Annotated in this window: 30 protein-coding genes and 1 tRNA gene; 29 read left to right on the top strand and 2 right to left on the bottom strand. The window is 58.7% G+C overall.

All coding sequences use genetic code 11. The features are described from left to right. The first annotated feature begins 93 nt into the window (after positions 1-93). The 4 genes from D9M09_RS14765 to D9M09_RS14750 all read left to right on the top strand — a co-directional run bounded on the left by D9M09_RS14765 (position 94) and on the right by D9M09_RS14750 (position 1,815). Positions 94-426 carry a hypothetical protein gene (locus tag D9M09_RS14765; RefSeq protein ID WP_121669722.1) on the top strand — a complete coding sequence of 111 codons (333 nt, stop codon included), beginning with the start codon at positions 94-96 and terminating at the stop codon, positions 424-426. Next, positions 423-770, top strand: coding sequence for a DUF1064 domain-containing protein (locus D9M09_RS14760; RefSeq protein WP_240453379.1), 348 nt, complete (start codon positions 423-425; stop codon positions 768-770). The genes D9M09_RS14765 and D9M09_RS14760 overlap by 4 nt, the downstream gene beginning before the upstream one ends. Continuing rightward, on the top strand, positions 770-1,195 hold the full coding sequence (locus D9M09_RS14755) for a hypothetical protein (RefSeq protein WP_121669721.1): 426 nt from the start codon (positions 770-772) through the stop codon (positions 1,193-1,195). Before D9M09_RS14760 ends, D9M09_RS14755 begins: the two co-directional genes overlap by 1 nt. Positions 1,196-1,272: 77 nt before the next feature. Then, positions 1,273-1,815 (top strand): hypothetical protein, encoded by a 543-nt coding sequence (locus tag D9M09_RS14750; protein ID WP_121669720.1) that lies wholly within the window; start codon positions 1,273-1,275, stop codon positions 1,813-1,815. A 234-nt stretch (positions 1,816-2,049) separates the two neighbouring features. Here the strand turns inward: D9M09_RS14750 and D9M09_RS29665 are convergent, their stop codons facing one another. After that, complete coding sequence (locus D9M09_RS29665; protein WP_121669719.1) at positions 2,050-2,832, bottom strand: PEP-CTERM sorting domain-containing protein; 783 nt, start codon at positions 2,830-2,832, stop codon at positions 2,050-2,052. A 510-nt stretch (positions 2,833-3,342) separates the two neighbouring features. Here D9M09_RS29665 and D9M09_RS14740 point away from each other — a divergent pair. Next, a tRNA-Gly gene (locus tag D9M09_RS14740) sits at positions 3,343-3,416 on the top strand. Positions 3,417-3,641: 225 nt separating this feature from the next. Here the strand turns inward: D9M09_RS14740 and D9M09_RS29035 are convergent. Next, positions 3,642-3,812 carry a hypothetical protein gene (locus D9M09_RS29035; protein WP_162995695.1) on the bottom strand — a complete coding sequence of 57 codons (171 nt, stop codon included), beginning with the start codon at positions 3,810-3,812 and terminating at the stop codon, positions 3,642-3,644. Positions 3,813-4,044: 232 nt separating this feature from the next. Between D9M09_RS29035 and D9M09_RS14735 the strand changes: the two genes are divergently transcribed. From D9M09_RS14735 to D9M09_RS14630, 24 genes are all read left to right on the top strand, one after another. Next, positions 4,045-4,290: a hypothetical protein gene (locus D9M09_RS14735; protein WP_121669718.1), complete on the top strand. Its 246-nt coding sequence runs from the start codon at positions 4,045-4,047 to the stop codon at positions 4,288-4,290. Between the two features lie 95 nt (positions 4,291-4,385). Next, positions 4,386-5,027, top strand: coding sequence for a putative metallopeptidase (locus D9M09_RS14730; RefSeq protein WP_121669717.1), 642 nt, complete (start codon positions 4,386-4,388; stop codon positions 5,025-5,027). A gap of 31 nt (positions 5,028-5,058) precedes the next feature. Next, positions 5,059-5,535, top strand: coding sequence for a DUF2280 domain-containing protein (locus D9M09_RS14725; protein ID WP_121669716.1), 477 nt, complete (start codon positions 5,059-5,061; stop codon positions 5,533-5,535). After that, on the top strand, positions 5,504-6,829 hold the full coding sequence (locus D9M09_RS14720) for a terminase (RefSeq protein ID WP_121669715.1): 1,326 nt from the start codon (positions 5,504-5,506) through the stop codon (positions 6,827-6,829). Before D9M09_RS14725 ends, D9M09_RS14720 begins: the two co-directional genes overlap by 32 nt. A 14-nt stretch (positions 6,830-6,843) precedes the next feature. Next, complete coding sequence (locus tag D9M09_RS14715) at positions 6,844-8,205, top strand: DUF4055 domain-containing protein (protein WP_121669714.1); 1,362 nt, start codon at positions 6,844-6,846, stop codon at positions 8,203-8,205. A 140-nt stretch (positions 8,206-8,345) separates the two neighbouring features. Continuing rightward, complete coding sequence (locus D9M09_RS29030; RefSeq protein ID WP_162995694.1) at positions 8,346-8,852, top strand: hypothetical protein; 507 nt, start codon at positions 8,346-8,348, stop codon at positions 8,850-8,852. A 129-nt stretch (positions 8,853-8,981) separates the two neighbouring features. Then, complete coding sequence (locus D9M09_RS14710; RefSeq protein WP_121669713.1) at positions 8,982-9,251, top strand: hypothetical protein; 270 nt, start codon at positions 8,982-8,984, stop codon at positions 9,249-9,251. Between the two features lie 184 nt (positions 9,252-9,435). After that, positions 9,436-10,233, top strand: coding sequence for a DUF6651 domain-containing protein (locus D9M09_RS14705; RefSeq protein WP_121669712.1), 798 nt, complete (start codon positions 9,436-9,438; stop codon positions 10,231-10,233). A gap of 156 nt (positions 10,234-10,389) precedes the next feature. Then, complete coding sequence (locus D9M09_RS14700; RefSeq protein ID WP_121669711.1) at positions 10,390-11,724, top strand: P22 phage major capsid protein family protein; 1,335 nt, start codon at positions 10,390-10,392, stop codon at positions 11,722-11,724. A 66-nt stretch (positions 11,725-11,790) separates the two neighbouring features. Continuing rightward, entirely contained in the window at positions 11,791-12,171 is a 381-nt protein-coding gene (locus D9M09_RS14695) for a hypothetical protein (protein WP_121669710.1), read from the top strand. Positions 12,172-12,233: 62 nt separating this feature from the next. Beyond that, positions 12,234-13,721: an SGNH/GDSL hydrolase family protein gene (locus D9M09_RS14690; RefSeq protein WP_121669709.1), complete on the top strand. Its 1,488-nt coding sequence runs from the start codon at positions 12,234-12,236 to the stop codon at positions 13,719-13,721. Between the two features lie 14 nt (positions 13,722-13,735). Further along, positions 13,736-13,858: a DnaT-like ssDNA-binding protein gene (locus tag D9M09_RS29950; RefSeq protein ID WP_276208635.1), complete on the top strand. Its 123-nt coding sequence runs from the start codon at positions 13,736-13,738 to the stop codon at positions 13,856-13,858. Next, positions 13,852-14,256 carry a hypothetical protein gene (locus tag D9M09_RS14685; RefSeq protein ID WP_121669708.1) on the top strand — a complete coding sequence of 135 codons (405 nt, stop codon included), beginning with the start codon at positions 13,852-13,854 and terminating at the stop codon, positions 14,254-14,256. The genes D9M09_RS29950 and D9M09_RS14685 overlap by 7 nt, the downstream gene beginning before the upstream one ends. Beyond that, on the top strand, positions 14,253-14,624 hold the full coding sequence (locus D9M09_RS14680) for a hypothetical protein (RefSeq protein ID WP_121669707.1): 372 nt from the start codon (positions 14,253-14,255) through the stop codon (positions 14,622-14,624). Before D9M09_RS14685 ends, D9M09_RS14680 begins: the two co-directional genes overlap by 4 nt. Further along, on the top strand, positions 14,624-15,268 hold the full coding sequence (locus D9M09_RS14675) for a hypothetical protein (RefSeq protein ID WP_121669706.1): 645 nt from the start codon (positions 14,624-14,626) through the stop codon (positions 15,266-15,268). Before D9M09_RS14680 ends, D9M09_RS14675 begins: the two co-directional genes overlap by 1 nt. Next, entirely contained in the window at positions 15,265-16,083 is an 819-nt protein-coding gene (locus D9M09_RS14670; protein ID WP_121669705.1) for a hypothetical protein, read from the top strand. The genes D9M09_RS14675 and D9M09_RS14670 overlap by 4 nt, the downstream gene beginning before the upstream one ends. A gap of 7 nt (positions 16,084-16,090) precedes the next feature. Further along, positions 16,091-16,273 carry a hypothetical protein gene (locus D9M09_RS14665; RefSeq protein ID WP_121669704.1) on the top strand — a complete coding sequence of 61 codons (183 nt, stop codon included), beginning with the start codon at positions 16,091-16,093 and terminating at the stop codon, positions 16,271-16,273. A gap of 59 nt (positions 16,274-16,332) precedes the next feature. Then, positions 16,333-17,856, top strand: a complete 1,524-nt coding sequence (locus tag D9M09_RS14660; protein ID WP_121669703.1) for a phage tail protein — start codon at positions 16,333-16,335, stop codon at positions 17,854-17,856. Positions 17,857-17,913: 57 nt separating this feature from the next. Next, positions 17,914-18,345 (top strand): hypothetical protein, encoded by a 432-nt coding sequence (locus D9M09_RS14655; protein ID WP_121669702.1) that lies wholly within the window; start codon positions 17,914-17,916, stop codon positions 18,343-18,345. 42 nt (positions 18,346-18,387) lie between these two features. Continuing rightward, complete coding sequence (locus tag D9M09_RS14650) at positions 18,388-18,768, top strand: hypothetical protein (protein ID WP_121669701.1); 381 nt, start codon at positions 18,388-18,390, stop codon at positions 18,766-18,768. Between the two features lie 166 nt (positions 18,769-18,934). After that, a complete protein-coding gene (locus tag D9M09_RS14645) occupies positions 18,935-19,411 on the top strand; it encodes a hypothetical protein (protein WP_121669700.1) in 477 nt (158 codons plus the stop codon). 257 nt (positions 19,412-19,668) lie between these two features. Beyond that, positions 19,669-21,618: a hypothetical protein gene (locus D9M09_RS14640; protein ID WP_121669699.1), complete on the top strand. Its 1,950-nt coding sequence runs from the start codon at positions 19,669-19,671 to the stop codon at positions 21,616-21,618. Beyond that, entirely contained in the window at positions 21,615-22,574 is a 960-nt protein-coding gene (locus D9M09_RS14635; protein ID WP_121669698.1) for a hypothetical protein, read from the top strand. Before D9M09_RS14640 ends, D9M09_RS14635 begins: the two co-directional genes overlap by 4 nt. After that, positions 22,564-23,679: a hypothetical protein gene (locus D9M09_RS14630; protein ID WP_121669697.1), complete on the top strand. Its 1,116-nt coding sequence runs from the start codon at positions 22,564-22,566 to the stop codon at positions 23,677-23,679. The genes D9M09_RS14635 and D9M09_RS14630 overlap by 11 nt, the downstream gene beginning before the upstream one ends. Positions 23,680-23,684 lie beyond the last annotated feature (5 nt).

Genomic DNA, 23,684 nt, shown 5'->3' with positions numbered 1-23,684 from the left:
CTCAGGCTTGTGGAGCGGTTCGCTACAGCACGAACGTGGCGTGGCCGCTACCTAGCCTCATCCGATACGAAAAGAATTGAATACAGAGGCTCTATGCAAAATCAAGAAAACAAAATCGCAGCAAACAAACGCCTGGCCGAGCTGTTGGGCTGGTCCAATATCGCCGAGGTGAATGGCGCCCTGATCGGCACGCCGCCGGCGGGCGCGGCCGAAAGCCGTGGCCAGGCGCTGGTACCGGATTGGGCCAGCGACTGGGCGGCGGCCGGGCCGCTGGCGGTCGAGTACAACATCGTGATCGAACCTGGCACCAGAACATCGACTGCTGGCGGGTACATGGTTCACCACTACCTACACACTTCAAAAAACGCGGCTGTCACGTTGGCCATTGCCATGGCCGTGATGCACAAGCTGGCGAGCGCGCGATGATGGCCCGTGGCTTGCAGGCCCTGGGCCGCCTCAAGGTCGGCGCCATGAACCAGACCGAGGCGGCCTACGCCAGGACGCTGGAGCTGCGCAAGGCAGCCGGCGAGGTGGCCTGGTACAAGTTCGAAGGCCTGAAATTCCGCCTGGCCGATAACACTTTTTACACGCCGGATTTTGCCGTGCAGCTGGCCGACGGCGCGCTGGAGGCGCACGAAGTGAAAGGGTACTGGCAAGAGGATGCGCGAGCGAAGATCAAGATCGCGGCCGATATGTACCCGCTGCGCTTCATTGCCGTGCAGGCGCTGCCGAAGAAGGCGGGCGGGGGCTGGAAAGTGGAGGAATTCTGATGGCTGCGAACAAGAAGCCGCGCAAGCGGTACATCCCGAAGCCAGCCGTGCTGCCGGCCGGGCTGCGCGCAGACCTGGCATTCGAAATGCCTGGCTTCCAGGCCAGCGAGGCGATGGGCAAGGGGCACTTCCAGGAGCAGCACGTCTACGATCTGCTGAGCAACGCCGATATGGCGCGCCGTATTGCGTCAGCTGGCCATGCCATCCTGCCGGTGGCCCAGGCGATGGTCGAGGCGATTGCCGAGATCCAGGCGCGGGCCCAGCGTACGGGCACCTTCGGTGTCAACGGCGACGAAATGCGCGTGCTGCGCGATGGCCTCGGCAAGACGATGGTCTTCCTGCGCGGCGTACCGAACGTCGCAATTGCGCGCGCTGGCCTTGCAGCCGTGCGCGAATTCAACCGGACCGGCGTGCTGCGCGTATGAGCGGCCCCGAGAAGTGGCAGGGCTGGCACAGGGCTAAAAAGGGTGTTAACGTTGGCATACAAAATGAAAGGCAAGACATGGGCTTTACAGACCGCTACATCGCAGCAATCGGTTCGAGCAACCTGATGGACGACGCGCAGCACCACCAGACCGATCCGTTGGCCGCTGCGGCGCTGGCCGGTGACATCGGTGCGCTGCTGTGCCGCGTGAAGTACGCAGACGGCACGCTCAACCGCATGTTCGAGGTCAACCAGCAGAACCTGGCGCAGCTGCTGCGCATCTGGACCGCCGAAGTTATCCGGCGCGGCCGGGCGCGGCGCTGGCTGCCGGAAAACACGGCCTGGGATGCACAGTCGGCGCAGGCGCTGTATCACCGGGTGGCCGAGAAGTCGCTGGCGCACTGGCTCGACGGCAAGTGCAAGGGCTGCAGCGGCACCGGCGTCAAAGTGCTGTTGGGGAATGGGCAGTGCACGTCGTGCAAAGGATCCGGTGTGGCGCCCGTGTACGGAGTGGCGGGCCTGGAGCTGGAGCGCGTCAAGGACATGGTGAGCGACCTGAGTGCCATTTACGACAGTCATTCTGGCCGGGCGGGTGGACTGTTACGCGGCGGAGACATGTAGCGCAGGTTTTCTTTAGGCTTGTGTTTACAAACAGTATTTCTGCGGTATACTTCAATCCTCAGTTCAAGAAAATTCTTCCGGAAATCGTAATGTGCGCATCGCGCCACCGATAGCTGGAACTCGCGACAGTACCCGGACCCAGCGCCGCACCTGCACGCCTTGAATTTGTCGCTCACCACGCATTATGGCCGCGGGAGCAAAAGATAAGCCACCTTATGGGTGGCTTTTCCCTTTCTACGCTCGCTTATTGCGCCGGCGCGTTATGAAGCCCAATAGGCCGAGGCCCGCCAACATCATGGCGTAAGTTTCAGGCTCTGGAATTGGATTGACGCCGCCAAAACCGTCAACGTATGCATACCCGGTATGACCGTTGAAATAGCAGTCGGCTGCAGCGACTGAGAGTGTGAAGTCGTGCCCGGACAGGCTGGAATCGATTGTTAGGCGCTCGATCTGCCACAGTGGCGTGTAGTAATAATCGCCATAGGTTTTAAATCGAGCGTCAACGCCGCCACCGCCATTGCCGGCATTGTAAAAACGCTTGACCAATTCCGTACCCGTGGTGTCATCGCGAAGCGAGATAAAAAAGGCTGCTGATTCGTTATCGGCGTGGCCACCGTTTTCAATCACGGCTTTCCAGGTAAAGAAAATATCGGATTCGGTGTAGTTGCTGACCGATTGACTGATCACCGAAGCGTAGCCGCCAACGTACGTATCCTCGACTCGGTACGAATATTTCCCAGCGTACACGGTTGAACCCAGTTGAGAGCCGATATTTGGATCAATGGTGCCGGCATCGATGATGTCCGAGCGTGTAGCAGGTCCACTGTAAAGGCCGCCGCCAGGCAGAAGCTTGCCGGGATTGAGCGAGTCGTTGAGCGTGTTGCCGCGGTACCCTTCGCCAGTGGTCCAGCCGGTCGCGTTGCCGTTCTCGAAGCCACCATTTTTGAAATTGTCGGCCCGCACAGCGGCGCTGGCGAGACAGAGCGCCAGTGTCGCCCAATAAAATTTGCGATTCATGGTTTTTCCCGTGGATTAAGTTTGATCGGGCAAATGCCCGGAGCCAAGCAGAGCAGGAAGCGTGCCATTTTATTAAGTCGCTGAATTTAAACGAAAATCGCTCCAGCTTGCCGTTGTACGGGCGAAAGTCGTAAAGGAATTCGACATTCCAAGTGTCGGCACGCGGAGGGCAACGAAAGAAACTGAACAGGTCAGATGCGCGCGCGATCATGCCGCCGCAGGCCTGAAAAGGAGGTGCGACGTGAAGTAGCTAACCAGCGATAAATAGGGAAAATCAGTCGGGCGCTGCCGTGCGGCTGCGCGCCAAACCGACGCTGGGACGCTGTCACCCAGCACCAAGATAAGGGACAACGAAGTGGCATAGCACTTCGCATAGTGGATAAAGAAGTAAAGCACGATCAATGTAAAGCCAGAGTAAATCGTTTTTGGTAGTCATTTGCGCCTCGATGGGTTGTTTATCCCATTGTGGGCCTGATACTTTTTACGTTCCTCTGGTGGGTTTTCCAGACTGCGGGCGTAGCTCAATGGTAGAGCGGAAGCCTTCCAAGCTTTCCACGTGGGTTCGATTCCCGCCGCCCGCTCCAGCTCTCCTTGCCCTGCACGCCGGGTTTCGCCGCCGGCCGCATCACTACGCTGGCGGCTTTTCTATTTGAGGTACAGCATGTTCAATTTCGAAATGACAGCATGAGCATGCTCGCCATCATGCTGATTCTGTGCAGCGCCAACCATCCCACGTCGGCGCGAACCGCGCGACGCGCGCCAGTGGCCAGCACTTGGCCGTACAAATGACGCCGCACAGGTGCTGCGACTCAGTCGCGGTAGCGCTCAGGCCAGGGCGTATTGGCCTCGATCCAGTTATGAAGCAATTGAATTTGCTTCGCGATACGAATTCGCCTGAGGGGGCTGCAAGGTGTTGAGGGTAATGGCATTTCCAAAGCCACATAGCGATCAAGACGGGAAAAGTAGTTTTTTTCGAACATGACGTCCTCCAGTGGTTAAGAGACCATTCTAAGGGCTTTTCGGGGCCTCCAGATTCAACAGCAGCTCAAATCAATTTTGCGTAGGCGTGTTTGCTTGCAATCTGCCAGTGCGCTCCAGTGGTAGGGCTTACAAAACGGGCGCAGTTCACCGACGTAGCAAAGATCCAGAGGACTCCAGCCGCGATGCACTGCGGCGCCTGCTGGGGCCGGCGGTGACACAACGAAGGCAGCCATGCAGAAAATCCAACACCCATCGAATAACGGCGTTCTCGGCGCACCAGCGGGCTGGGACCAGGGCGAGCTTCCGTGTGGCGCATTGCCGATCACGCGCACGCACGTTGGCGATCTGCCCGCCGTGGTGTCGTACTGGCGCCCGAGCGTCGAGGAACTGGCCGTGCTGAATTCCGGCGGCTCTATCGCGCTGTGGGTGCTGGGCGCGACCATGCCGCCGGTCAGTTTAAGCATCGAATGCGCGTGAGACACTACATTTAGTAGGTCGCGAGCGAAAGTGTCAAAAATCACCGGGCTGAGACCGCTAGAATTACTGTCAAACACTACATCTAGTAGGTCTGAATGAAAAAAAGCCGCAATCTCGCAGCGCCTGGCTCCTCGCGCCCGATGCCGCCACCCGAATTCGCCGACCCGCTGAACAACAGGTACCAGCCCGCACCCGCGGTGCTCAAGTGGGCCCGCGCAACCATCCTCACCGAAGGCGGCGCACTCTACAACGAAGACCACGCCCACCTGGAATATGCCGACGTGCAGTTCCTGTGGGCGCCGATGGGCTTTGTGAAGGCCGGTCGCACGGTGCTGGGACAGTGCGAGGAAGTCACATTCCGCTGCGGGCCGTGGCAGAAGGGCCGCCAGCAACAGCAGATGGTCGACTGGTTCGGCGCGGTGCCGGACTTCCTCATTACCCTGGACGCATCGTATTGCCTGACCTGCAGCGACGCCGAATTCTGCGCGCTGCTCGAGCACGAGCTTTATCACATCGGCCAGGAGCAGGATGAATTCGGCGCGCCGGCCTTCAACAAGTACGGGCTGCCGAAGCTGTGCATGCGCTCACACGACGTCGAAGAGTTTGTCGGCGTGGTCCGGCGCTACGGTGCCAGCCAGGACGTGCAGCGCATCATCGACGCAGCAAAGACACCGCCAGAAGTGGCGAGAATCAACATCGCGAGGGCTTGCGGAACCTGTTTGCTGAAGGCTGCATAAGGTTGACCGGCCATTTACCGGAAGGCAACTCATGGCAGCACTACGTGACGAGGTGAAGCTGTTTATCGTCCAAGCGCTGGCCTGTTTCGACACGCCGACGCAGGTGTCGGTGGCAGTAAAGGATGAATTCGGGCTCGACGTGCCGCGACAGCAGGTCGCCACCTACGACCCGGAAAAGTACGTGGGGCGCCAGTTGAGTGCCAAATGGAAGACCATTTTTAACGATACGCGGGCCAGGTTCCGAGAGGACACGGCGGCCATTCCGATTGCCAGCCGCGCTTTCCGTCTGCGTGCGTTGGCCAGGATGGCGCAGCAGGCCGAGGGCATGCGCAATATCGCGCTGGCCGTCGCCGTGATCGAGCAGGCAGCCAAGGAGGTAGGCGACGTCTACGTGAACCGCCGCCTCGATGCGCCGAAAGCTCCAGGTGATACTGGCGAAGGCATGCCGGCCGCACCTGAATACATATTGAAGCCCGATGAAGACCTCCCCGACAGCCCGATTCTCTGAAGGGCCCGTCGCGCTGACGCCGAAACAGGCGAACATTTACTGCTGGGGGTGGCAAAAGAAGGCTCGCTTCCGTGATGCGGTGTGCGGTCGGCGCTTCGGCAAGACGTTCCTGGGCAAGGCCGAGATTCGCCGTGCTGCGCGACTGGCTGCCGAGTGGGGCGTCAGCACCGAGGATGAGATCTGGTATTGCGCGCCGACGTTCAAGCAGGCGAAGCGTGTGTTCTGGAAGCGGCTCAAGCAGGCAATCCCGCCCAGCTGGCGCGCCGGCAAACCGAACGAGACGGAATGCTCGATCACCACCAAGGCCGGCCACGTCATCCGTATCGTTGGCCTGGACGCGTATGACAACCTGCGCGGCTCGGGCCTCTTCTTCGCATTGGTCGATGAGTGGGCAGACTGCGTGTACGCGGCCTGGGAGGAGGTGCTCCGTCCAATGCTGTCGACCTGTCGCTTCGTCATCAATGGCGAGGAGCGGGTCGGCGGCCACGCCCTGCGCATCGGCACGCCGAAGGGCTTTAACCATTGCTATGACAGCTACCTTGATGGCCAGGGGCGTGAGCCTGACCATAAGAGCTGGTTGTACACCTCGGTCGACGGCGGCAACGTCCCGGCCGAAGAGATCGAAGCCGCGCGGCGTAAGATGGATCCGCGCACGTTCCGCCAGGAATACCTGGCCAGCTTCGAGAACTACCAGGGCGTCATTTATTACTGCTTCGACCGGCGCCGCAACCATAGCGACGACACAGTCAAACCGGGCGATGCGCTGCACATCGGCATGGACTTCAACGTCGGCAAAGGCGCGGCGGTGGTTTTCGTGATTCGCGACGACTTGCCGCGCGCAGTCGATGAATTCATGGAGGTGTTTGACACGCCGGCCATGATTGAAAAGATCAAGGGCCGATACAAGCAGGCCGGCCAACAGCATCTGATAACGATTTACCCGGATGCGTCCGGCCAGAACCGCAAGAGCAGTGGCGCCAGCGAATCGGACCTGTCGCTGCTCAAGGCGGCCGGCTTCACGGTGGTGGTCGACCATAGCAATCCGGCCGTGAAAGACCGCATAAACAGCGTGAACGCCATGCTGTGCAATACCTACGACCAGCGCCGCATGCTGGTCAACGCCGCCAAGTGCCCGAAATACACGCTGAGCCTAGAGCGTCAGATTTATGACGACAAGGGCGAGCCGGATAAGAAGGGCGGTTTTGACCATGCCTGTGACGCTGGCGGGTACTTCATTACCAAACGCTGGCCAGTAACGAGTCGCACGACGACCACCGCGCCGCTGCGCATGTAACAACAAGGATTTCCATGACCGATGTACGCACACAATCAGCCGAAGCGGCGAAGCTGAACGAGGATTGCGCGCTGATCGCCGCGCTGCTGGGTGGCACGAAGACAATGCGCGCCGCTGGCAAGGCGTATTTGCCGCAGTGGCCGGGCGAGGATGACGAGACCTACAAGCTGCGCCTGGCCGTCGCCACACTGTTCCCAGCCTATGCCCGCACCATCGATGTGCTGTCAGCCAAGCCATTCAGCAAGCCGGTGACGCTTGGCGAGGACGTACCGGACCGGATCAAGCCTTGGCTGCAAGACGTCGACCTGTCTGGCCGTGACCTGCATAGCTTCCTGTCGGAAATTACCCAGGAGGCGATGGGCTACGGGTTTGCTGGCATCTTGGTCGACTTCCCCAAGGCGGGCAATCTGGTCACGAAGGCGGACGAGCAGGCCGCTGGCGTGCGCCCGTACTTCGTCCAGGTGCACGTGCAGAACGTCCTGGGCTGGTTGCCGAAGAATGCGACCAGCCTCGAAGGGCTGACCCAGTTGCGGCTGCTGGAAAGCGTGTCCGAGCCGAATGGTGAATTCGATACCAAGGAAATCGAGCAGGTGCGCGTGCTCGGGCGCGGTACCTGGCAAACCTGGCGCCAGCGCGAAACGGCTGGCAAAAAGGAGTGGGTGCTGCACGAGGAGGGCACCACCACACTGAAACGCATCGCATTCGTGCCGGTCTACGGCAAGCGCCTGGGCTACATGCAGGCGACGCCGCCGCTGCTCGAGCTAGCGCACAGCAACGTTGAGCACTGGCAGAGCAAGAGCGACCAACAGAACATTCTGCACGTCGCGCGGGTGCCGATCCTGTTTGCCAAGATGCTGGGCGAGGGTGGCATCACGGTCGGCGCCGGCAGCGCGGTCAAGTCCGAATCACCAGAAGGCGACCTGAAATTCGTGGAGCACGGCGGCAAGGCCATCGAGGCTGGGCGCCTATCCATCCTCGACCTGGAAGACCGCATGCGCCAGGCTGGCGCTGAACTGCTAGTGATCAAGCCGGGCAACGTGACCGAATCGCAGACCCTGGCCGACAACGAGCAGGGCGCATGCGCGCTGCAGAAGATCGCGGGCAACGTCGAGGATGCCGGCGACCAGGCGCTTCAGTTCATGGCGCAATGGGTGGGCGAAGCCGAAGGCGGCCACATCTCCATTTTCAAAGACTTCGGCGCAGCGTCGCTAGCTGCCGCCAGTGCAGAGCTGCTGTTCAAAGGTGCATCGAGCGGCCTGCTGTCGGCCGAGAGCTACTTCAATGAACTCAAGCGTCGCGGCATCCTGTCGCCAGATCTAGATTGGGAATCGGAACGAGCCAAGATCAAAACACCCAAAGATGGAAGAGGGATTTAATGATAAAAGGCACCAAGATTCAGCGTTGGTATTTCGATTCCAGGCACATGTTGCACTTCCTTCTAACGTGGAAACGCAAAAATTGTTGCCGTGTGGGAATAGTGGCATAATAGCAGCGTCGAAATTTCTAAATTTATGATATGACTGTTGGAGCAGTGCCTGATGGCTTTATCTTGTCGTTGCAAATCATTGCTTCGGGAATGATGGGGGCGGATTATTTTTTTGATCCTGATCAAAGAGAAAATATTAATATATGGATAAATAGAAAGGCCAAGAATTTTCAGTTGCGAGCAGAGTCGAACTGGAAGTTGTCTTATCAAGAGATTTTTGTTAATAATCGGACCAAGCTTGCAATAACTTTATTCCTATTTATTGCGTCCTTGGGAATGATGTTTTCGCAAGAGTATGTTGTGAGAGAATTCGGACTGTGGGGCATAGCAGTACCGGCAACGGGGATTTTTTTATTCATATTCTCGGTTGCTGTATTCTCTCGAAACATTTCGAATCATATATTTTCGGCGATGATTTCGTTATTTTTCTGGGTAACGTCTTTTTTTGTGAGTTATTGTAAAAAAGGTGCTATCTTTGGAGTTGGATTCCTTTTTCTTTTGTTCTCATTTCTTTGCCGGTATTTAAATCTTCCCTAATATGTATTGCTGAATTGAAGCCGCCTTTAAATATGGCGGCTTTTTTTATGTCACAAGCGAAGGCGCATCGAAACTGCATTGCAAGTTGCTGGCTGTGCGTAGACCGCTTGGGTAGGCTTCAACCTGCTGATGGTAGCTCTCGCGGCGACCGTCCTGCCGGTTCACCAGGTGCGCTTCGACGGATTCCGCGCGCGTCTGCCTGCCTCATTGCCCACGCTGCTGGTGCAAGCTGAGATTGCCGTCGCCGGAGCTCACGAGCATGGCCACGGCCACCACCTGCATATCTGGACCAATCTGCTGCTGCGATGTCTGCTGTTGACTCCCGGGCCGCAGCGCTGGCGCTGGCAGGAAATCGAGTCGACGACTATGCCGTCGCGGGCGGCCACGGCACCCACCTAGCCAGTGTGATGCGCAAGCTGTTGAACCATCCTGACGATGTATCGCGGGCCGAGCGCCTGGAGCGAATGTAACAAAAACGATTTTACCGACCGCCCTCGAGGCGGTTTTTTATCGCCGCAAGCGGACGCGACGCGGTGCACGGCCGGAAGGCCATCGATAGGGCGGATGCCCGGAAAGAACGACCATGCCATTCAAATATGACGCAAACGGCAATATCGCCATGGATGCCGACAAGAAGCCAATCTTCATCAATACTGATGGTGCCGAAGCGCCGTTCGACGCTGATGCTACCGTCGCCACTATTGGCCGCCTGAATGGTGAGGCCAAGGCGCACCGCATCGCCAAGGAGACTGCTGAAGCGGCATTGAAGCCATTTAAGGACGCCGGTATCGAAGACGCGGCAGCCGCAGCCCAGGCTATCACGTTGGCCAAAAACATCAAGGACGGTGATCTGGTAACCGCAGGCAAGGTTCAGGAAATCAAGGACGCCGCCACGCGCACCGCGCAAGAGCAGGTCGCAAACGCCACGCGTGCCGCCGAAGAAAAGCAGCGCGCACTGACCGAGCAGAACGAAAAGCTCACGCAGAACCTGAACAACCACATCATCGGCGGCAGTTTCGCCAGTTCCAAGTTTATTTCCGAAAAGCTGGCCATTCCTGCAGATATCGCGCAGAAGGTCTTCGGCGACCGCTTCAAGGTCGACAACGGCAAGCTGGTCCCGATGGGGCCGGATGGCAACCCGATTTTCTCCGCGACCCGCCACGGCGAGCATGCCGATTTCGAAGAAGCGCTGCAGGTCATGGTCGGCCAGTACGCCAACAAGGACATGATCCTCAAGGGCTCTGGTGCCTCCGGCGGTGGCGCCCAGGGCGGCGGGGCTGGCGGCACTGGCGGCAAGAGCATCACCCGCGCCCAGTTTGATGCGATGCCCCCGATGGAACGCCAGGCCGCGATGAAAGGCGGGGCTACCGTTACCGAGTAACAATATCCGATTCGTGATCGCTGGCCCGCCACGCGCGGGCTTTTTTGCATCCTCAGCACCGCAACGACATAGCCATGACCTGGATGGGGAGTGGCGCTTTGGGCTGGATGGCCTGTTTGAAACCAAATCTCCCATTTTCCAAAAGGCTCTATTAACATGAAAAAATTCCACACCATCGCCGTCGCAATGGCCGCCATGGCTTTTGCATCGGTCGCGTCTGCAACCACCGCTAGCATCGATAAGCTGAGCCTCTACGCTCGTGCCTTCGGTGAGATCGCTTATGCGCACATCAACAATTTCATGGCCAATCAAGGCCTGATGCTCGGCGTGAACAATCTGACCGGTCTGATCCCGACCATGTTCGAGGCGCTCGACACCGTGTCGCGCGAGGCTGTCGGCTTCATTCCCGCAGTAAAGCGCAACTCCAGCGCTGAGAAGGCTGCGCTCGGGCAGGTCATCACCATTCCTGTTACTCAACAGGGCACGCTGATTGACATTACGCCTGGCGTTACTGCGGCCGGCACCGGCGGCCAGACTGTCGCGCCAAACACCATGACGATCTCGAAATCGAAGGCCTACGAGGTCCTGTGGGGCGGCGAGGAGCAGCGTGGCCAGTTGAACGCGGGCACCTACAACAGCACGTTGCTGGACCAGTTCATGCAAGGTTTCCGCACACTGGCCAATGCCGTCGAGGGTGATCTGGCCTCGTTGGCGATCAATGCTTCGCGTGCTTACGGTACGGCTGGCACCACGCCCTTTGGCGTTTCGGCTGATCTGTCGGACTTCGCACAGTCGCGCAAGATCCTGATCGACAACGGCGCCCCACAGACCGACCTGCAAATGGTCATGAACACGGCTGCAGCCGCCAATATGCGCGGCAAACAGGCCGGCCTGTTCAAAGTGAATGAAGCCGGCTCGGAAATCCTCCTGCGTACTGGCTCGATCGCGCTGCCAGTCGACGGCTTCTACCCGCATGAGTCGGGTCAGATCAAGTCCTTTACCAAAGGCACCGGCACCAACTACACCTCGAATACGGCAGGCTATGCCGCTGGCGCTACGGTCGTCAATATCATTACCGGCACGGGCACCGTTCTGGCTGGCGATGTCGTTACCTGGGCTGGTGACCCGAACAAATATGTCGTTGCAGTTGGTAATACCGCCGCCGGCCCGATCACTCTGGCGGCGCCAGGCCTGCTGCAGGCAATTCCGGCTGCAGCTACCGCAATGACTATCGGCGGCAGCTACACCGCTAATCTGGCCTTCAACCGCAGCGCGATCCAGCTGATTACCCGCGCGCCCGCGATGCCTGTTGGTCCCGATGGTAAGCCGATGGATATGGCTGACGACGTTGTCGAAATGGTCGATCCGATTTCCGGTCTGGTCTACCAGATCGCGATGTACAAGATGTACCGTCAGATCAAGTACGAAATCGGCCTGGCGTGGGGCGTGAAAGCGGCCAAGAGCGAGCACATCGCGCTGCTGCTGGGCTAATCGACCCGGCTCCGGCCGGCATCAACACGCGGAGGGCTTCGGCCCTCTGCCACAATTGGAAACCCCATGAACATTGAAACCATCCGCGTAGTCTCCCCGGAATCCAGCGAGAACCCGCTGGGCTTCATCATCATCAACCGAGCCGATTTCGACTCGGCCAAGCACGAGCCGTTTGGCGACGACCTGGGCACTGTCTCGCTGGCGGAGCGCGTGCCGACCATGGCCGAACTGCTGGCCGCGCGTGATCAGCTGCTGGAGCGCGAGCGTGAACTGGCGGCCGAAAAGGATCGCATCGCCGAGCAGGCCCAGGCCAACGAAGTCGAAGCGCAGCGCCTGCGCGACGAAGCGGCAAGCCTCCAGGCTGCCAAGGACGCTGTTGCCGCGCAGGCACAAGCTGCAGCGGCCACGGCCGTGGCCGAAAAGCCAGCCAAAGCTGCCAAGGCGTAATCCCCGTCCAGCACCGCCCCGTACACCGGGGCATTCCATAAACCGCATTCCCGAAAGTCACTATGCCAACCATCACCGCCGGCGGCACGCCGCAAACCATCGCTTTGCCCGAGGGCCAGGTACTGAACGTTAGCGGCGGCGCCGGCACTGCTGGCGTAGTGTATCGCCTCGATCCAGTCCTGGGCGGCACGAACTCGCTGCAATCATGGCTGGTCGGCGCTGGTGCGCTGGCGCCTATCGGGGGGTATGCTGGCGAGCAGCGTTTTTTGCTGACTTGTTCGGCGGGCATTATTGATGCAACAGTTCAGAATGGCGCCGCTACTGCGCTGCAGCCCCGTAGCGGCCTGCTTGCCGCGCAATTGGCTGCTGCGCCACGCAATCGCTTGCTGGTGGCACCCATGGGTGCGGAGACTGCGACGTATGCAAGCTTCGCGACATATACTTGGCTGATGATTGTTCAGGTTGACGTGCCATTCGACGCCGTGCGGCCCATCCTTTTCAATGCCGCCGGCAATGATATCCCAGGCTTAGTCTGCTGCGCTGCCTCGGGCACAAATGCCGCTGATAAGACTGGCAATACACTCACATGGGTCGCTGGCACTTTCGCGGGGGCCGCGACAGGCACACAGAAAGCTGGCGTAGCTGATCGCCCGAGCGTCACCGCGCCTGATTTCATCCCGGTAGCTGCAGTCCCGCGCACTGATGGTGGCCCTGGCTATCTGGTATATCTGCGGGTGTGTGTTCCGACTGGTGGCACACTGATTGCCAGTCTTAGTTCTAATGTCGACCTGACGCAACTCAACAATCTGACCAGCGGGATGATGTATTCCAATCGCGCGGGGGGCGATTTCGTTACGACTGGCCAGGGCACATACAATCCTGGAGCATCGCGTGGTGACTCTCCGATATGGGGTGTGGAGATCATTACCCGGGGCCCAGCTCTCTGTTCCGTGACTGCAGGCGATTCGATCACCCGCGCCCAGGCATCGGTGGAGTTTAAAAGTCAAAACATGTTCCAGGTCGCTGCAAAACGGCTGAGCATGTCAAAGAACAACATCCCAGTTAGCAGTGCGAATTGCGGCTGGTCTGGCCAGAAAAGCATTCAATACTTCGCGCGCTTAAGCGACCTGCTGGCGGTAGTTCGTCCTACAATGGCCGTTTACGCGCCGTTCTCGCCAAATGACGACCCTAACACTGGTACGTTGACGCAAGCCATGGTCGACGGCATGCGCTGGCGAGCGTCGCAGTTTGTTGACTTGTGCCGTGCTGCACAGATCATTCCTGTGCTGTGGACAGGCCTGCCTGCATCGAAGGGATGGAATGCCGCATCTGACAACAGGCGCAAGGCTTTCAATGCAGAGCTGCTGTCGCTTTACGGCAAGGTCGCGGTAGTTGCCGACTTTGATGGCGTGCTGAGTGATGGCGCCAGCCCGGCTGCAATGGTGGTCGGCATGAGTGATGGCACACATCCATATGACAACGCCATGAAGCTGTTGGCAGATCGCTTTGAGGCGGACGTACTTGCGCCAGCCCTCAAGCTGCTCTCATAGCCCGAGGAGACGCGATGCTTATTTTCGAAACCGGCGCCGGCCTGCCCGACGCCGAATCCTACGCCAGCGTCGCCGCGGCAGATGCGCGCTGCGCCAGTAATTTCAATGCCGCATTTTCGCGGGGGATCCAATGTTGACATCAGCACAAATGACGGACGCTCGGCGCTGGATGGGTTATCAGGTAGTTGGCACCACGGTGGCGATCAACGCCGACAACGACGTCGTGTATGGCGCGTTCGGCATGGTGACCATGTCGCTGTACAAGCGCCTGACCACGCTGACGCCGGAAGAGGAGGCGGTCCTTACGACCGTCTACCTGGCTAATCTCGCGCCTCTGGAAACGGCGATCTTCGGCGCCAGTGACAACCTCGACACCGACATCGCGGCCATCTGGACGCACAACAAGAGCGAGGTCAGCGATCGCGCAGCGCTTTTCAACCGCGTCCGGCGCCAGATGTGCGATTTCATTGGCTTCGCGCCAGGGCCCGGGCTTTGCGGCGCTGGCGGAAACACCATCAGGCTGGTGAGAGCATGAGTTCCTTCCCGGCGGTGAGGATCGACGGCTGTTTCGTCGCAGATAACACCTACAGTTCCGATGGAAAGGTATGGACCGTCACAAACCTTATCGCGCGCGCCAAGGATCTGGAGCCGTTCGATTTGCCGCTGGCGGCGATCTACTCTGGCACCGAGGTCTGGACTCCCGTCGGCTCGGCCTACGGTATCGCGCACCACGTGCGCCGCGCGTTGGACGTCAAAACCGAATACCCGATCATTTTGTGCCAGCAGGGTTTCATCATGGACGGCTGGCATCGCGTGCTGCGTGCCTTGATCGATGGCAAAACCACGATCAAGGCGGTGCGTTTCGCCGAGACGCCGCCGCATGACTATTTAAAGGGGCCCTAATGGACGGCTCCACCATTCAAAGCCGCGTTTATCGCGGCTACGCCAAAGCGGCCGCCAAGATTGGTATCGCGCACGACCTTTACCGACCGATTGGCTCGACCAGCCCGCTGGCAAGCGGCAATAGGCTGGCGAGCCTTCCGGCCAGCTTCAACGCCGAGAGCTTTGGCTACGGCAGGCCGAACAAGTATGGCAAGCCGACATGGTATGCAGTGGTTGATGGCGCGCAGACACGAGTGGGCGACTACTTGGTCGGGCCGAGCGGTACGTTCTTCATCGCCGCTCAGCAGGCGCTGCTGCCGATCCTGGCCGTCGAGTGCTCCAACATCATCACCGTGCTGCGCCCGCAGCAACAGACTGGGATAGGCGCCGTCGGCTACGGCGGCGACGTTGACACAAACGAAACGCCGCTGCTGATCGACTGGCCAGCATCGGTGCTGCAGGGCACCAAAGGCGAGAAGAATGAAACGAATCTGCCGGGCGACGTACGTTCGCCGTGGTGGGCCGTCCTGTTGCCTGCGCTCCCAGGTGTTCTGGTGCGCACGGCGGACATTATCACCGACGATTTAGGCCGCCGCCTGGTGGTCAGCTCTGCCGAGTTGACCGACATGGGCTGGCGCATCACCGCAATGCAGGCCCTGACATGAGCGATATCGGCGACGTACAAAACAGCCTCGTGGCCATGGTTGCGGCGGCGGTCTATCCGAGCGGCATCGGCGCCGCCTCTGTATCCGGCAAGGACATTGTGGTCTATGCCGGCTGGCCGACTGGCTCGCGCCTCGACGCAGATCTACTGATGGAAAAGGCTCACGTCACGATCTTTCAAACTCAAACCGAGACGAACAAAACCCGGTATCCGAAGGACTGGAAGGAGGCGAGTATCAATAGTCCTGGCCTGGCCATAGCGGTGATCGGCCAGCAAATTACGATTAGCGGCGCACCGCTTGTGCCGTTCCTGCCTGAGAACGTCTCGGTCAGGATTGGCCGACAGTCCTATGTGCTGGCCGCAGCCCCGGAAGACACGCCGGCGACTCTGGCTGCTGTACTGGCAGACCAGATTGCCGTTGATTGGCCGTCTGTGGCTGCCGCCGGCGGCGTCATCACGCTGCCAGCCGCGGCGAACATTACGGCGGCGCTGATCGGCGTGGCCGGGACTGTAGTGCGTGCGCTTCGCACCTTGGAACGCGTGTTTCAGATTACGGTCTGGTCAGCGACCCCGGCGCAGCGCGACGTCATCGGCAGGGCGCTCGATACCGTCCTGGCGGGGACCGAGCGCTTCACGCTGGCCGATGGGTACGGCGCGCGCCTTTTGTATCGGAGCAGCCACATCACTGACCACCAGCAGAAGGCGAAGCTGTATCGGCGCGACTTTCAGTACAGCGTCGAGTATTCGACAACGCAGTCAATGACTGCAACCCAAATCACGCAAACCGCACTGAACAGTACGGGAAGCGCTACTTAGGAATGCCATGAATTTCAATTTAACTGTTGTCGAAGCTTTCCTTTCCCACGGTAAAGGTGACGTGATCAGTGACGCTGCGGAGGTCGCGAAGTATGTCGATTCTGAATGGCAAGGGCATTTCGTGAAGAGCGCGGTACTGGTGGCGTCCGCTACTAAATCGGCGGCAAAGGGCGACGCTGCCGCGAAGTAATCCAACATCAAGCCATTTTGGCCGCCGTCGGGCGGCTTTTTCATTTCTAGGAGCCGTTCATGACTGTAGTTCAACAGGGCAGCATCAATACCACGGCACTCATCGTGCCCGATCTGTACGTCCAGATCGTTCCGCCAAGCGTCGCACTGCTCAACGGATTGCCGACCAATATTCTCGGCATCGTTGGCACTGCGACCTGGGGGCCAGTCAATGCACCGGCGGTTATCGGCAGCATGGCCGATTATGCGCGCCAGTTCGGCGCAATCATGCCGCGCAAGTACGACATGGGCACGGCCGTGGCCGCTGCAGTGCTGCAAGGGGCCAACAACTTCCGCTGTGTGCGCGTCACCGATGGCACCGATACTGCTGCCAGCGGCACGCTCACAGCCTCGTCGGCGGCCGATGCTACGGCAATTGCGGCCGCAATCAATGCCGGCCAGTCCGGCTTGCGTGGGCCATCCATGCTGGCGGTGGCAACCGCAGCCTTGGCAGTTGTCACCGTCACGTCCAAATATACCGGCACCCTCGGCAATTCCATGGTGGTATCGATCGGCGCCGGCAGCAAAGCGGCAACCAGTCGCGTCACGATTGCTCTGCCTGGCCAAGTACCGGAAGTGTTTGACAACCTGGGCGTTGCCAGCGCTGCCGCCGCCACCGCCGCAGTTGCCGGCGGCACGGACGGCGCCACGACGATTACGGGATCTGTGCTGGTGGGCGTAGACACCGTTCCGCGCAAAGGCATGTACTCGCTCCGTAACACGGGTGTCTCTGTCGCCATGCTGAGCGACGTTGACGATTCGACCCAGTGGTCTACCCAAGTGGCGTTTGGTTTGTCGGAAGGCGCGTATATGGTTTTGACAGGCCCGGCCGGCGACACCATCACCAATGCCGTGACTGCGAAGGCCACGGCCGGCATCGACTCGTACGCGGCAAAACTGCTCTTCGGCGACTGGATTTACTTTAACGATACCGTCAACAGCCAGGTGCGCTTGATCTCGCCGCAGGCATTCAGCGCCGGTCGGCTGGCCAACCTGTCGCCCGAGCAGTCCAGTTTGAACAAGCCGATGTACGGCATCGTCGGCACGCAGAAATCACAGCAAAACTTGGTGTATTCGAATGCCGAACTCCAATTGCTGGGCCAGGCAGGAATTGACGTCATTACGAACCCGATTCCGGCCGGCAACAGCTTCGGTGCGCGCTTCGGCCACAACACATCGAGCAACGCGGTCACCAATGGCGATAACTACACTCGCTTGACCAACTACATCGCGTATAGCCTTGATGCAGGCATGGGGCAATACATTGGCAAGCTGCAATCTCCGAGCGTGCGCCGGTCCGCGTCCGCATCGATTTCGTCCCTGCTGGAAGGCATGAATGGCCAAGGCATGATCGGCAGCGCAGACGGCAGCCAGCCCTACAGCGTGCAGATCAATGATGCGAACAACCCGCAGGCGCGCGTAGCCTTGGGTTACATGCAAGCCGACGTCAAGGTGCGCTACTTGTCGGTGATCGAGAAATTCATCATCAATCTGGAAGGGGGCCAGTCGGTCAATATCAGCCGACAATCCGTCGATTTGGCCTAAGCCGTTCATTCCACCAAGGCCCGCGCTGCCGGGCCGCACTTTTTCTAGGAGTATCAGATGCCGCTTAATGGCTATTCAGTCGGGCGCGACTTGTCGCTCGATATTATCGGCCCCAATGGGCCGATCAATCTTAATCAGATCGTCGGCTTCACAGCTAAACCCGACGTCACTGACAAGAAAATCAAGGGCCTCGATGGCATTACCCGTCATCTGCGCTTTCCTGACGGCTGGTCGGGCTCGTTCGACCTGGAGCGCCAGAACAACGTCGTTGACGACTATTTCTCGACGTTGGAAGCAAACTACTACGCAGGCCTGAACGAAAGCCCGGCCACGATCACGGAGACTATCCAGGAAGTTGACGGCTCGATTTCGCAGTATCGGTTTCTGCAAGTGCTGCTGACGCTGGAAGACCCCGGAAGCTTCAAGGGTGACGATACCGTGCGTCAGAAGGTGCGCTTTGTTGCCGCCCGCCGCGTGAAAGTCTCCTAATTCAATCGCTGCCGGCGCGCCCGGTGGCAACCAAGGAATGCCATGAATACCGAACAAGTAAAAGTGACCTTGCGCGAAGCACCTGCAGCGCAAGTACTCGCCAAGGCGAATGAAGAGACGGTCGTCACCGATGCGCGCGGCCGCGTTATCAAGCTGAAGAAGCCGGGCGTGCTCGCGCAGTACCGCCTGATCGAGGCATTGGGCGACTCGGCTGCCAACCAAACCTATATGGGCATGGTCTTGCCGCTGATCTACGTCACCGCGATTGACGATCTGGCAGTGAACCCTCCAAAGCTGAAAATGCACGTCGAGGCGCTTATTCAGCAGCTGGATGAGGACGGCATCGAGGCCGTCATGAAGCACGTCCAGGAAACCTACGGCAAGACGGATCCGGATGCCGACAAGGCGGAATTAAAAAAGTAGTCCGGGCCAGCTCGATTCGCGAATGCCTGTTTCTGGTAAAGAACCATGTGCCATTTGATATTGCGTTCGGGCTGGATGACATCACGCGAACGGGCTGGTGCATCATTTTTTCTGAAATGGATGGTGCGAAATTCAACTTTCACACCATGGCCTATGAGGAGCAGAAATGAAACATTTTTCAAATATTGGCGAAATGATAAAGCATTTAGCCCTTATTGCCGCCGCTCAAACTCTAGCCGACCACCGCGCACTGAAGAAGTGCGCGGTAGCGATTGAAAATACAGCTAAAGAAGAGTTTGGCCATTATCAAGGCGAAGTAACGCCGTTTGCTGGCTGGACAGAATTGGCTGAAAGCACCAAAGAAGATCGACTGGCGAAGGGCTTTACTGAAAACGACCCGCTCCTGCGCACTGGCGAGCTCCGTAAGTCAGTTAGCCATTTAATTAGCGGCGCTGAAGCTGTGATCGGCTCCGAAAGCGAAGTGATGGTGTACCAGGAACTGGGCACTGACAAAATTCCGCCGCGGGCGGTGCTTGGGCCGGCTGCCATCCGCAATAAGCAGCTGATTATCGACACCATTGGCCACTCGGCAGCGGAGGGCCTGCTTTACGGATCCGGGCTTACATTGGCCAAATTAACGTAAATGCAAAGTAGAAAATTGCAGCTCCAAAAGCAAAGCCAAGCAGGCTAAGCATTGCCAGCACTCCTGCCAAAACGAGTACGTCGAAGCGTTGCCCCATCGTTATTTGGCGTTTGTCTGCCGAGCTTGAGCCTGAGCGTGACGCGGCTCGGGTAAAAGCGTCTGCTGGGCGGAGATTTGGGTATTGCACCCATGACACCCGGTCGGCTGCCCATTCCTGAATTCTGTGTGACAGCTTCATATTTTTCCAAGGTTTCTCAATGTTCGATGCGTACAAAATTGGTGTAACGCTATCGCTGACGAATCACGTCAGCAAAGGGCTGATGCTGATCGCTGGCGACTTTGCCAAAACGGAAGCACAGGCGACATTATTCCAGCGGCGCATGAATAGTATCAAAAATGATGCCCTTAAAGGTGGTTTGATGCTCGGCGCTGGCGCGGGCATGCTGATGCTGCTCAAGGGACCATATGAAGAAGCCAAGAAGCTCGCTCAGGCGCAGGCGAATTTTCAAACGCTGAACTTGTCTGCCGGGGAGAACGCTGAGGTGTTCGGGAAGGCGGCGGCCATGTCGCATAAGCTGCTTGGCACCACGATTACCGAAAACGTGAAGCTGATTCATGACCTGCACACTGCGTTCGGCGATCTGCATCATGCGGTCGACACGGCGGATATGTTCGCCAAAATGTCGATTGTAGGCAAGGTGGCGAACGGCGGCAAGGATATGGACGGCATGATCAATGCCGCAGCTAAGGCCTTGGAACACCGTGGCGGCAAAGTGATAAATAATCCTGCGGAGTTCGATGCTGAAGCGAGCCTGATGACAAAGGTGATGCTTGCAACCAAAATGCGCGTCAGCCCCAGGGACTACCTGACTGCATCAGGCACCGGCAAGATGGCTTATCAGCTTTATGACAAAGAATACCTGTACGGAAACTTTGCCGGGCAGATGGCGATCAATGGCGGCGCACGCACTGGGACGGAGGCAATGACCGCATTCAGTTCGTTGATCAGCGGACGCATGGATTCCAAGGGCAAGGGTTTTCTGGCGGATCTTGGACTTTGGCAGGAGGGATTTAGTAAGAAGCGTCTCGCCCTCCTGAATGCATCCATGAAAAATATGACGCCAGAAGAAAAAAAGTTGTCGATCGCCAGTATGGGGGGGCAAAGCATCGTATCGGGAGGCTTGAACGACGCGGATTCGGAATTGTTTGCTCGTCGCCCTGATCTTTTTATCCAAAAGCTTTTACCATTAATTCGCTCCCGTTTTGGCATGGATCTGACCGATGACCAGATTGCATTAATGGTGGCCAAGAAATTTAATCGCAGCACAGGTAATTTTCTTGGCACTCAGATCACCATGGCGTCGAAATTATCCAAAGACACCGCCATTATTAATAAAACGATGGGAGTTGGAGAAGCCTACCAGCACTACTTGAAGTCGCCCGAGGGCGCAGAGGAGGCCGCTGGTGCCGCATGGAAGAATTTTCTTGCTGTATTCGGCTCTGTTTATCTTCCCGCCATCACCAAGGGCCTGTTGCAGCTGGCCGGCGGGCTGGATTCGATGTCTAAGTGGGTCAAGGAGAATGAGGGGCTGGTTCGCGGCTTGGTCGGCGCATTCACCTTACTGGCAGGCAGTCTGGTGATCCGCGGGTCAATCCTTCTTCTCGGAGCTGCATTTAATTCTCTCGGCTTGTTACTGACCATGGGAACCGGCCTGACTATACCTGCTAGTTTGACGGCCTTGGGAGTGGCCGCAGCTGGTTTGGCCGCCCCTGTCGCGATTGCAGTTCTTGCCATTGGAACTATTGCTGGCGCCTTGTATGCATTTCGACCAATTACAAAGTCCGAAATCGAAGCCGCAAAATTCGAAGGCGGCGCAAAGTTGAGCCCTTCCGCTGCTGCGCGAATTGCCAAAGGTGAGCTTGGAGCGCCGTCTCTTCCAGTGGCTCCCCGCATTTCCACTGTGCCTTATGGCGCCCCTACGGTTGCCATATCGCGTGGCCCAACGGTTACCTCGCCCCTTGTTGATAACGCGATTGCAAGCACGACTCAACGTACCGGCATGGTCGAAACGAATATTCACATTGATGGCGTAAGAATCGGCAAAGCGGTCACCGCCTACCAGACCAAGGTTTCGGCCGGGCCACAGTCCGGAATTGGGCGCTTTGATTCGTCCATGGCAGCACCACAACCAGGGATATTACGATGAAACCTGACACTTACATGCAGCTTGGCGACATGCAGTTGTCGCGCTTCGAGGTGCCGGAATCGATCGGCTTTGGTGGCGAGCAGGCATTGGCTGTCCATGAGCTGACGGGCGGCCGGCGCGTTGTCGATGCGATGGGGCGCCAGGATCGCCCTCTGGAGTGGTCTGGCCTGTTCATCGGCGAGAATGCCAGCGAGCGTGCTCGCTACCTGAACGCGCTGCGGATCGCTGGCAAGCAGGTCAACGTGTCTTGGGCTGAGTTCGCTTACAAGGTTGTCATTCGATCTGCGCTGCTGGACTACCGGCGCGCTTACGAGATCCCATACACGATCTCGTGCACTGTCATCGAGGACCTGACGATCCCGGTATCGGAGCTGACGGCATTGTCCATCGACACCGCCATCAGCGACGACATGGACGCAGCGAATGCGCTCGGTGATCAAATCGGCGATGGGACGTTATCGACGATGCTGGGCACGCTCAATTCTGCCATCAAATCTGTGTCGTCCTTTGCCGGCGCGGCGCAGAGCACGATTACCAGCGTACTGGGGCCTGTCCTGGCCGTCCAGTCGCACGTCTCGGCGCTGATCGCCGCGACGGGCAACACGATCTCGAATATCTCGACGGTCGGCGGCGTGCTACCGAATAATCCGATCGCGACGCAGGCCGCCAAGCTGTCTCGCCAAGTGGTGGGCTTTACCCAACTGCCGCTGCTGCTCAACCTGCAGTCGACGGTGGGGCGCATGGGCGCGAACCTGGGCGCGGTATCAGGCGCAGGGACCAGCATCACCACCGCCGGCGGCAACCTGTTTGCCATGGCATCCAAGGCCTACGGCGATGCTTCGAAATGGGTAGGCATCGCCCGGGCCAACAAAATCAGCGACCCGGCACTGACCGGCGTGCAAACAATAGTCGTCCCGCGCGTGCCGGGCGATACAGGGGGTATCAATGCCGGTTAATCCAGATGCTGTATCCGCTGCGCGCCAGCCGCGCGGCATTGTCAATGTGGGCGGCGTACGCGTCGACGGCTGGGTGCGGTTCGAGGCCGACAACAACACCTTCAGCGAGGCCGACACGTTCCGCGTTGTGTTCGCGCTGTCGGCGCTGCCGGCCTCCTATGGTGATGCGTTCTGGGCATCGCAAACGGAGGTGTTCGTGGAGGTGTTCGCCGGTTTCCCGGCCGACGCCGAGCACTATAGTGCCCAGGAGTTGCGGAGTTGGGTCTACGGGCGCGTCGATGACGTCGAGTTCGATCCCGTGATGCGCACAGTGACTGTCTCAGGTCGCGACCTGACGGCCATCTTGATCGACGCGCGGACGATGGAGTCATTCCAGAACCTAACCGCGTCCCAGGTGGCCACGAAACTGGCCCTGCGCCATGGTTTTACGCCAGTGGTCACGAAGACAAAAGACATGGTCGGCAGTTACTACGAGACGGACACGATCAAGGTCAACACACAGCGCAGCGAGTGGGATATTTTGACCACGCTGGCGGCGGCCGAGGGCTTTACCTGCTTCGTGCGTGGCAAGGAACTCCACTTCGAGCCGATCGCGGCAGCGCCGGTCGACAGCTACTTATTGAAATGGGAGGCGCCAAACGAGAAAACGGGCGCGTTCAGCTTCAATGGCAAGTCCATCAGTTTCCGCCGCGCACTGAGCATCGCCCGCGGCGTGGTAGTAGAGGTGACCTATACCGTGCCGAACAAAAAAGGCACGTTCCGTGTGCGTTATCCGAGCAAGTCGGCCGATATCAAAGTTGGCCAGAGCGCCGCTTCGGCGCAGCTCTACCGCATCACCATGCTCGGCACCAGCCCGCAGGGGGCGCTGAATCGGGCCCAGCGCGAACATGCCGCCATTACGAAGCACGAGGTCAAGATGGTGGCCAGCCTGCCGGCCGACAACATCCTGACGACGACGAACATCATCACAGTGACCGGCACAGGTACTGCGTTTGATCAAACCTATTATCCGGAGAGCATCATGCGCGAAATGGATGTCAGCACCGGCTATTCGATGACTGTGCACGCGAAAAACCATTCGCCGGAAACGGTCGTGGCGATATGAGGGGC

It is taken from the genome of Janthinobacterium agaricidamnosum (assembly GCF_003667705.1).
Classification (GTDB): domain Bacteria; phylum Pseudomonadota; class Gammaproteobacteria; order Burkholderiales; family Burkholderiaceae_D; genus Janthinobacterium.
Note: the sequence above shows the minus strand (reverse complement) of the source record. Positions and strands in the feature narration are given on the sequence as shown.

Excerpts from the sequence above, each read along its gene's own strand:
- D9M09_RS29665 (WP_121669719.1), bottom strand. The coding sequence starts at position 2,832 with ATGAATCGCAAATTTTATTGGGCGACACTGGCGCTCTGTCTCGCCAGC.
- D9M09_RS29950 (WP_276208635.1), top strand. The coding sequence starts at position 13,736 with ATGCTTATTTTCGAAACCGGCGCCGGCCTGCCCGACGCCGAATCCTAC.
- D9M09_RS14640 (WP_121669699.1), top strand. The coding sequence starts at position 19,669 with ATGTTCGATGCGTACAAAATTGGTGTAACGCTATCGCTGACGAATCAC.
- D9M09_RS14715 (WP_121669714.1), top strand. The coding sequence starts at position 6,844 with ATGACCGATGTACGCACACAATCAGCCGAAGCGGCGAAGCTGAACGAG.
- D9M09_RS14700 (WP_121669711.1), top strand. The coding sequence starts at position 10,390 with ATGAAAAAATTCCACACCATCGCCGTCGCAATGGCCGCCATGGCTTTT.
- D9M09_RS14665 (WP_121669704.1), top strand. The coding sequence starts at position 16,091 with ATGAATTTCAATTTAACTGTTGTCGAAGCTTTCCTTTCCCACGGTAAA.
- D9M09_RS14735 (WP_121669718.1), top strand. The coding sequence starts at position 4,045 with ATGCAGAAAATCCAACACCCATCGAATAACGGCGTTCTCGGCGCACCA.
- D9M09_RS14635 (WP_121669698.1), top strand. The coding sequence starts at position 21,615 with ATGAAACCTGACACTTACATGCAGCTTGGCGACATGCAGTTGTCGCGC.
- D9M09_RS14690 (WP_121669709.1), top strand. The coding sequence starts at position 12,234 with ATGCCAACCATCACCGCCGGCGGCACGCCGCAAACCATCGCTTTGCCC.
- D9M09_RS29030 (WP_162995694.1), top strand. The coding sequence starts at position 8,346 with ATGACTGTTGGAGCAGTGCCTGATGGCTTTATCTTGTCGTTGCAAATC.
- D9M09_RS14655 (WP_121669702.1), top strand. The coding sequence starts at position 17,914 with ATGCCGCTTAATGGCTATTCAGTCGGGCGCGACTTGTCGCTCGATATT.
- D9M09_RS14710 (WP_121669713.1), top strand. The coding sequence starts at position 8,982 with ATGGTAGCTCTCGCGGCGACCGTCCTGCCGGTTCACCAGGTGCGCTTC.
- D9M09_RS14645 (WP_121669700.1), top strand. The coding sequence starts at position 18,935 with ATGAAACATTTTTCAAATATTGGCGAAATGATAAAGCATTTAGCCCTT.
- D9M09_RS14750 (WP_121669720.1), top strand. The coding sequence starts at position 1,273 with ATGGGCTTTACAGACCGCTACATCGCAGCAATCGGTTCGAGCAACCTG.
- D9M09_RS14725 (WP_121669716.1), top strand. The coding sequence starts at position 5,059 with ATGGCAGCACTACGTGACGAGGTGAAGCTGTTTATCGTCCAAGCGCTG.
- D9M09_RS14705 (WP_121669712.1), top strand. The coding sequence starts at position 9,436 with ATGCCATTCAAATATGACGCAAACGGCAATATCGCCATGGATGCCGAC.
- D9M09_RS14695 (WP_121669710.1), top strand. The coding sequence starts at position 11,791 with ATGAACATTGAAACCATCCGCGTAGTCTCCCCGGAATCCAGCGAGAAC.
- D9M09_RS14685 (WP_121669708.1), top strand. The coding sequence starts at position 13,852 with ATGTTGACATCAGCACAAATGACGGACGCTCGGCGCTGGATGGGTTAT.
- D9M09_RS14730 (WP_121669717.1), top strand. The coding sequence starts at position 4,386 with ATGAAAAAAAGCCGCAATCTCGCAGCGCCTGGCTCCTCGCGCCCGATG.
- D9M09_RS29035 (WP_162995695.1), bottom strand. The coding sequence starts at position 3,812 with ATGTTCGAAAAAAACTACTTTTCCCGTCTTGATCGCTATGTGGCTTTG.
- D9M09_RS14765 (WP_121669722.1), top strand. The coding sequence starts at position 94 with ATGCAAAATCAAGAAAACAAAATCGCAGCAAACAAACGCCTGGCCGAG.
- D9M09_RS14760 (WP_240453379.1), top strand. The coding sequence starts at position 423 with ATGATGGCCCGTGGCTTGCAGGCCCTGGGCCGCCTCAAGGTCGGCGCC.
- D9M09_RS14755 (WP_121669721.1), top strand. The coding sequence starts at position 770 with ATGGCTGCGAACAAGAAGCCGCGCAAGCGGTACATCCCGAAGCCAGCC.
- D9M09_RS14630 (WP_121669697.1), top strand. The coding sequence starts at position 22,564 with ATGCCGGTTAATCCAGATGCTGTATCCGCTGCGCGCCAGCCGCGCGGC.
- D9M09_RS14670 (WP_121669705.1), top strand. The coding sequence starts at position 15,265 with ATGAGCGATATCGGCGACGTACAAAACAGCCTCGTGGCCATGGTTGCG.
- D9M09_RS14675 (WP_121669706.1), top strand. The coding sequence starts at position 14,624 with ATGGACGGCTCCACCATTCAAAGCCGCGTTTATCGCGGCTACGCCAAA.
- D9M09_RS14660 (WP_121669703.1), top strand. The coding sequence starts at position 16,333 with ATGACTGTAGTTCAACAGGGCAGCATCAATACCACGGCACTCATCGTG.
- D9M09_RS14650 (WP_121669701.1), top strand. The coding sequence starts at position 18,388 with ATGAATACCGAACAAGTAAAAGTGACCTTGCGCGAAGCACCTGCAGCG.
- D9M09_RS14680 (WP_121669707.1), top strand. The coding sequence starts at position 14,253 with ATGAGTTCCTTCCCGGCGGTGAGGATCGACGGCTGTTTCGTCGCAGAT.
- D9M09_RS14720 (WP_121669715.1), top strand. The coding sequence starts at position 5,504 with ATGAAGACCTCCCCGACAGCCCGATTCTCTGAAGGGCCCGTCGCGCTG.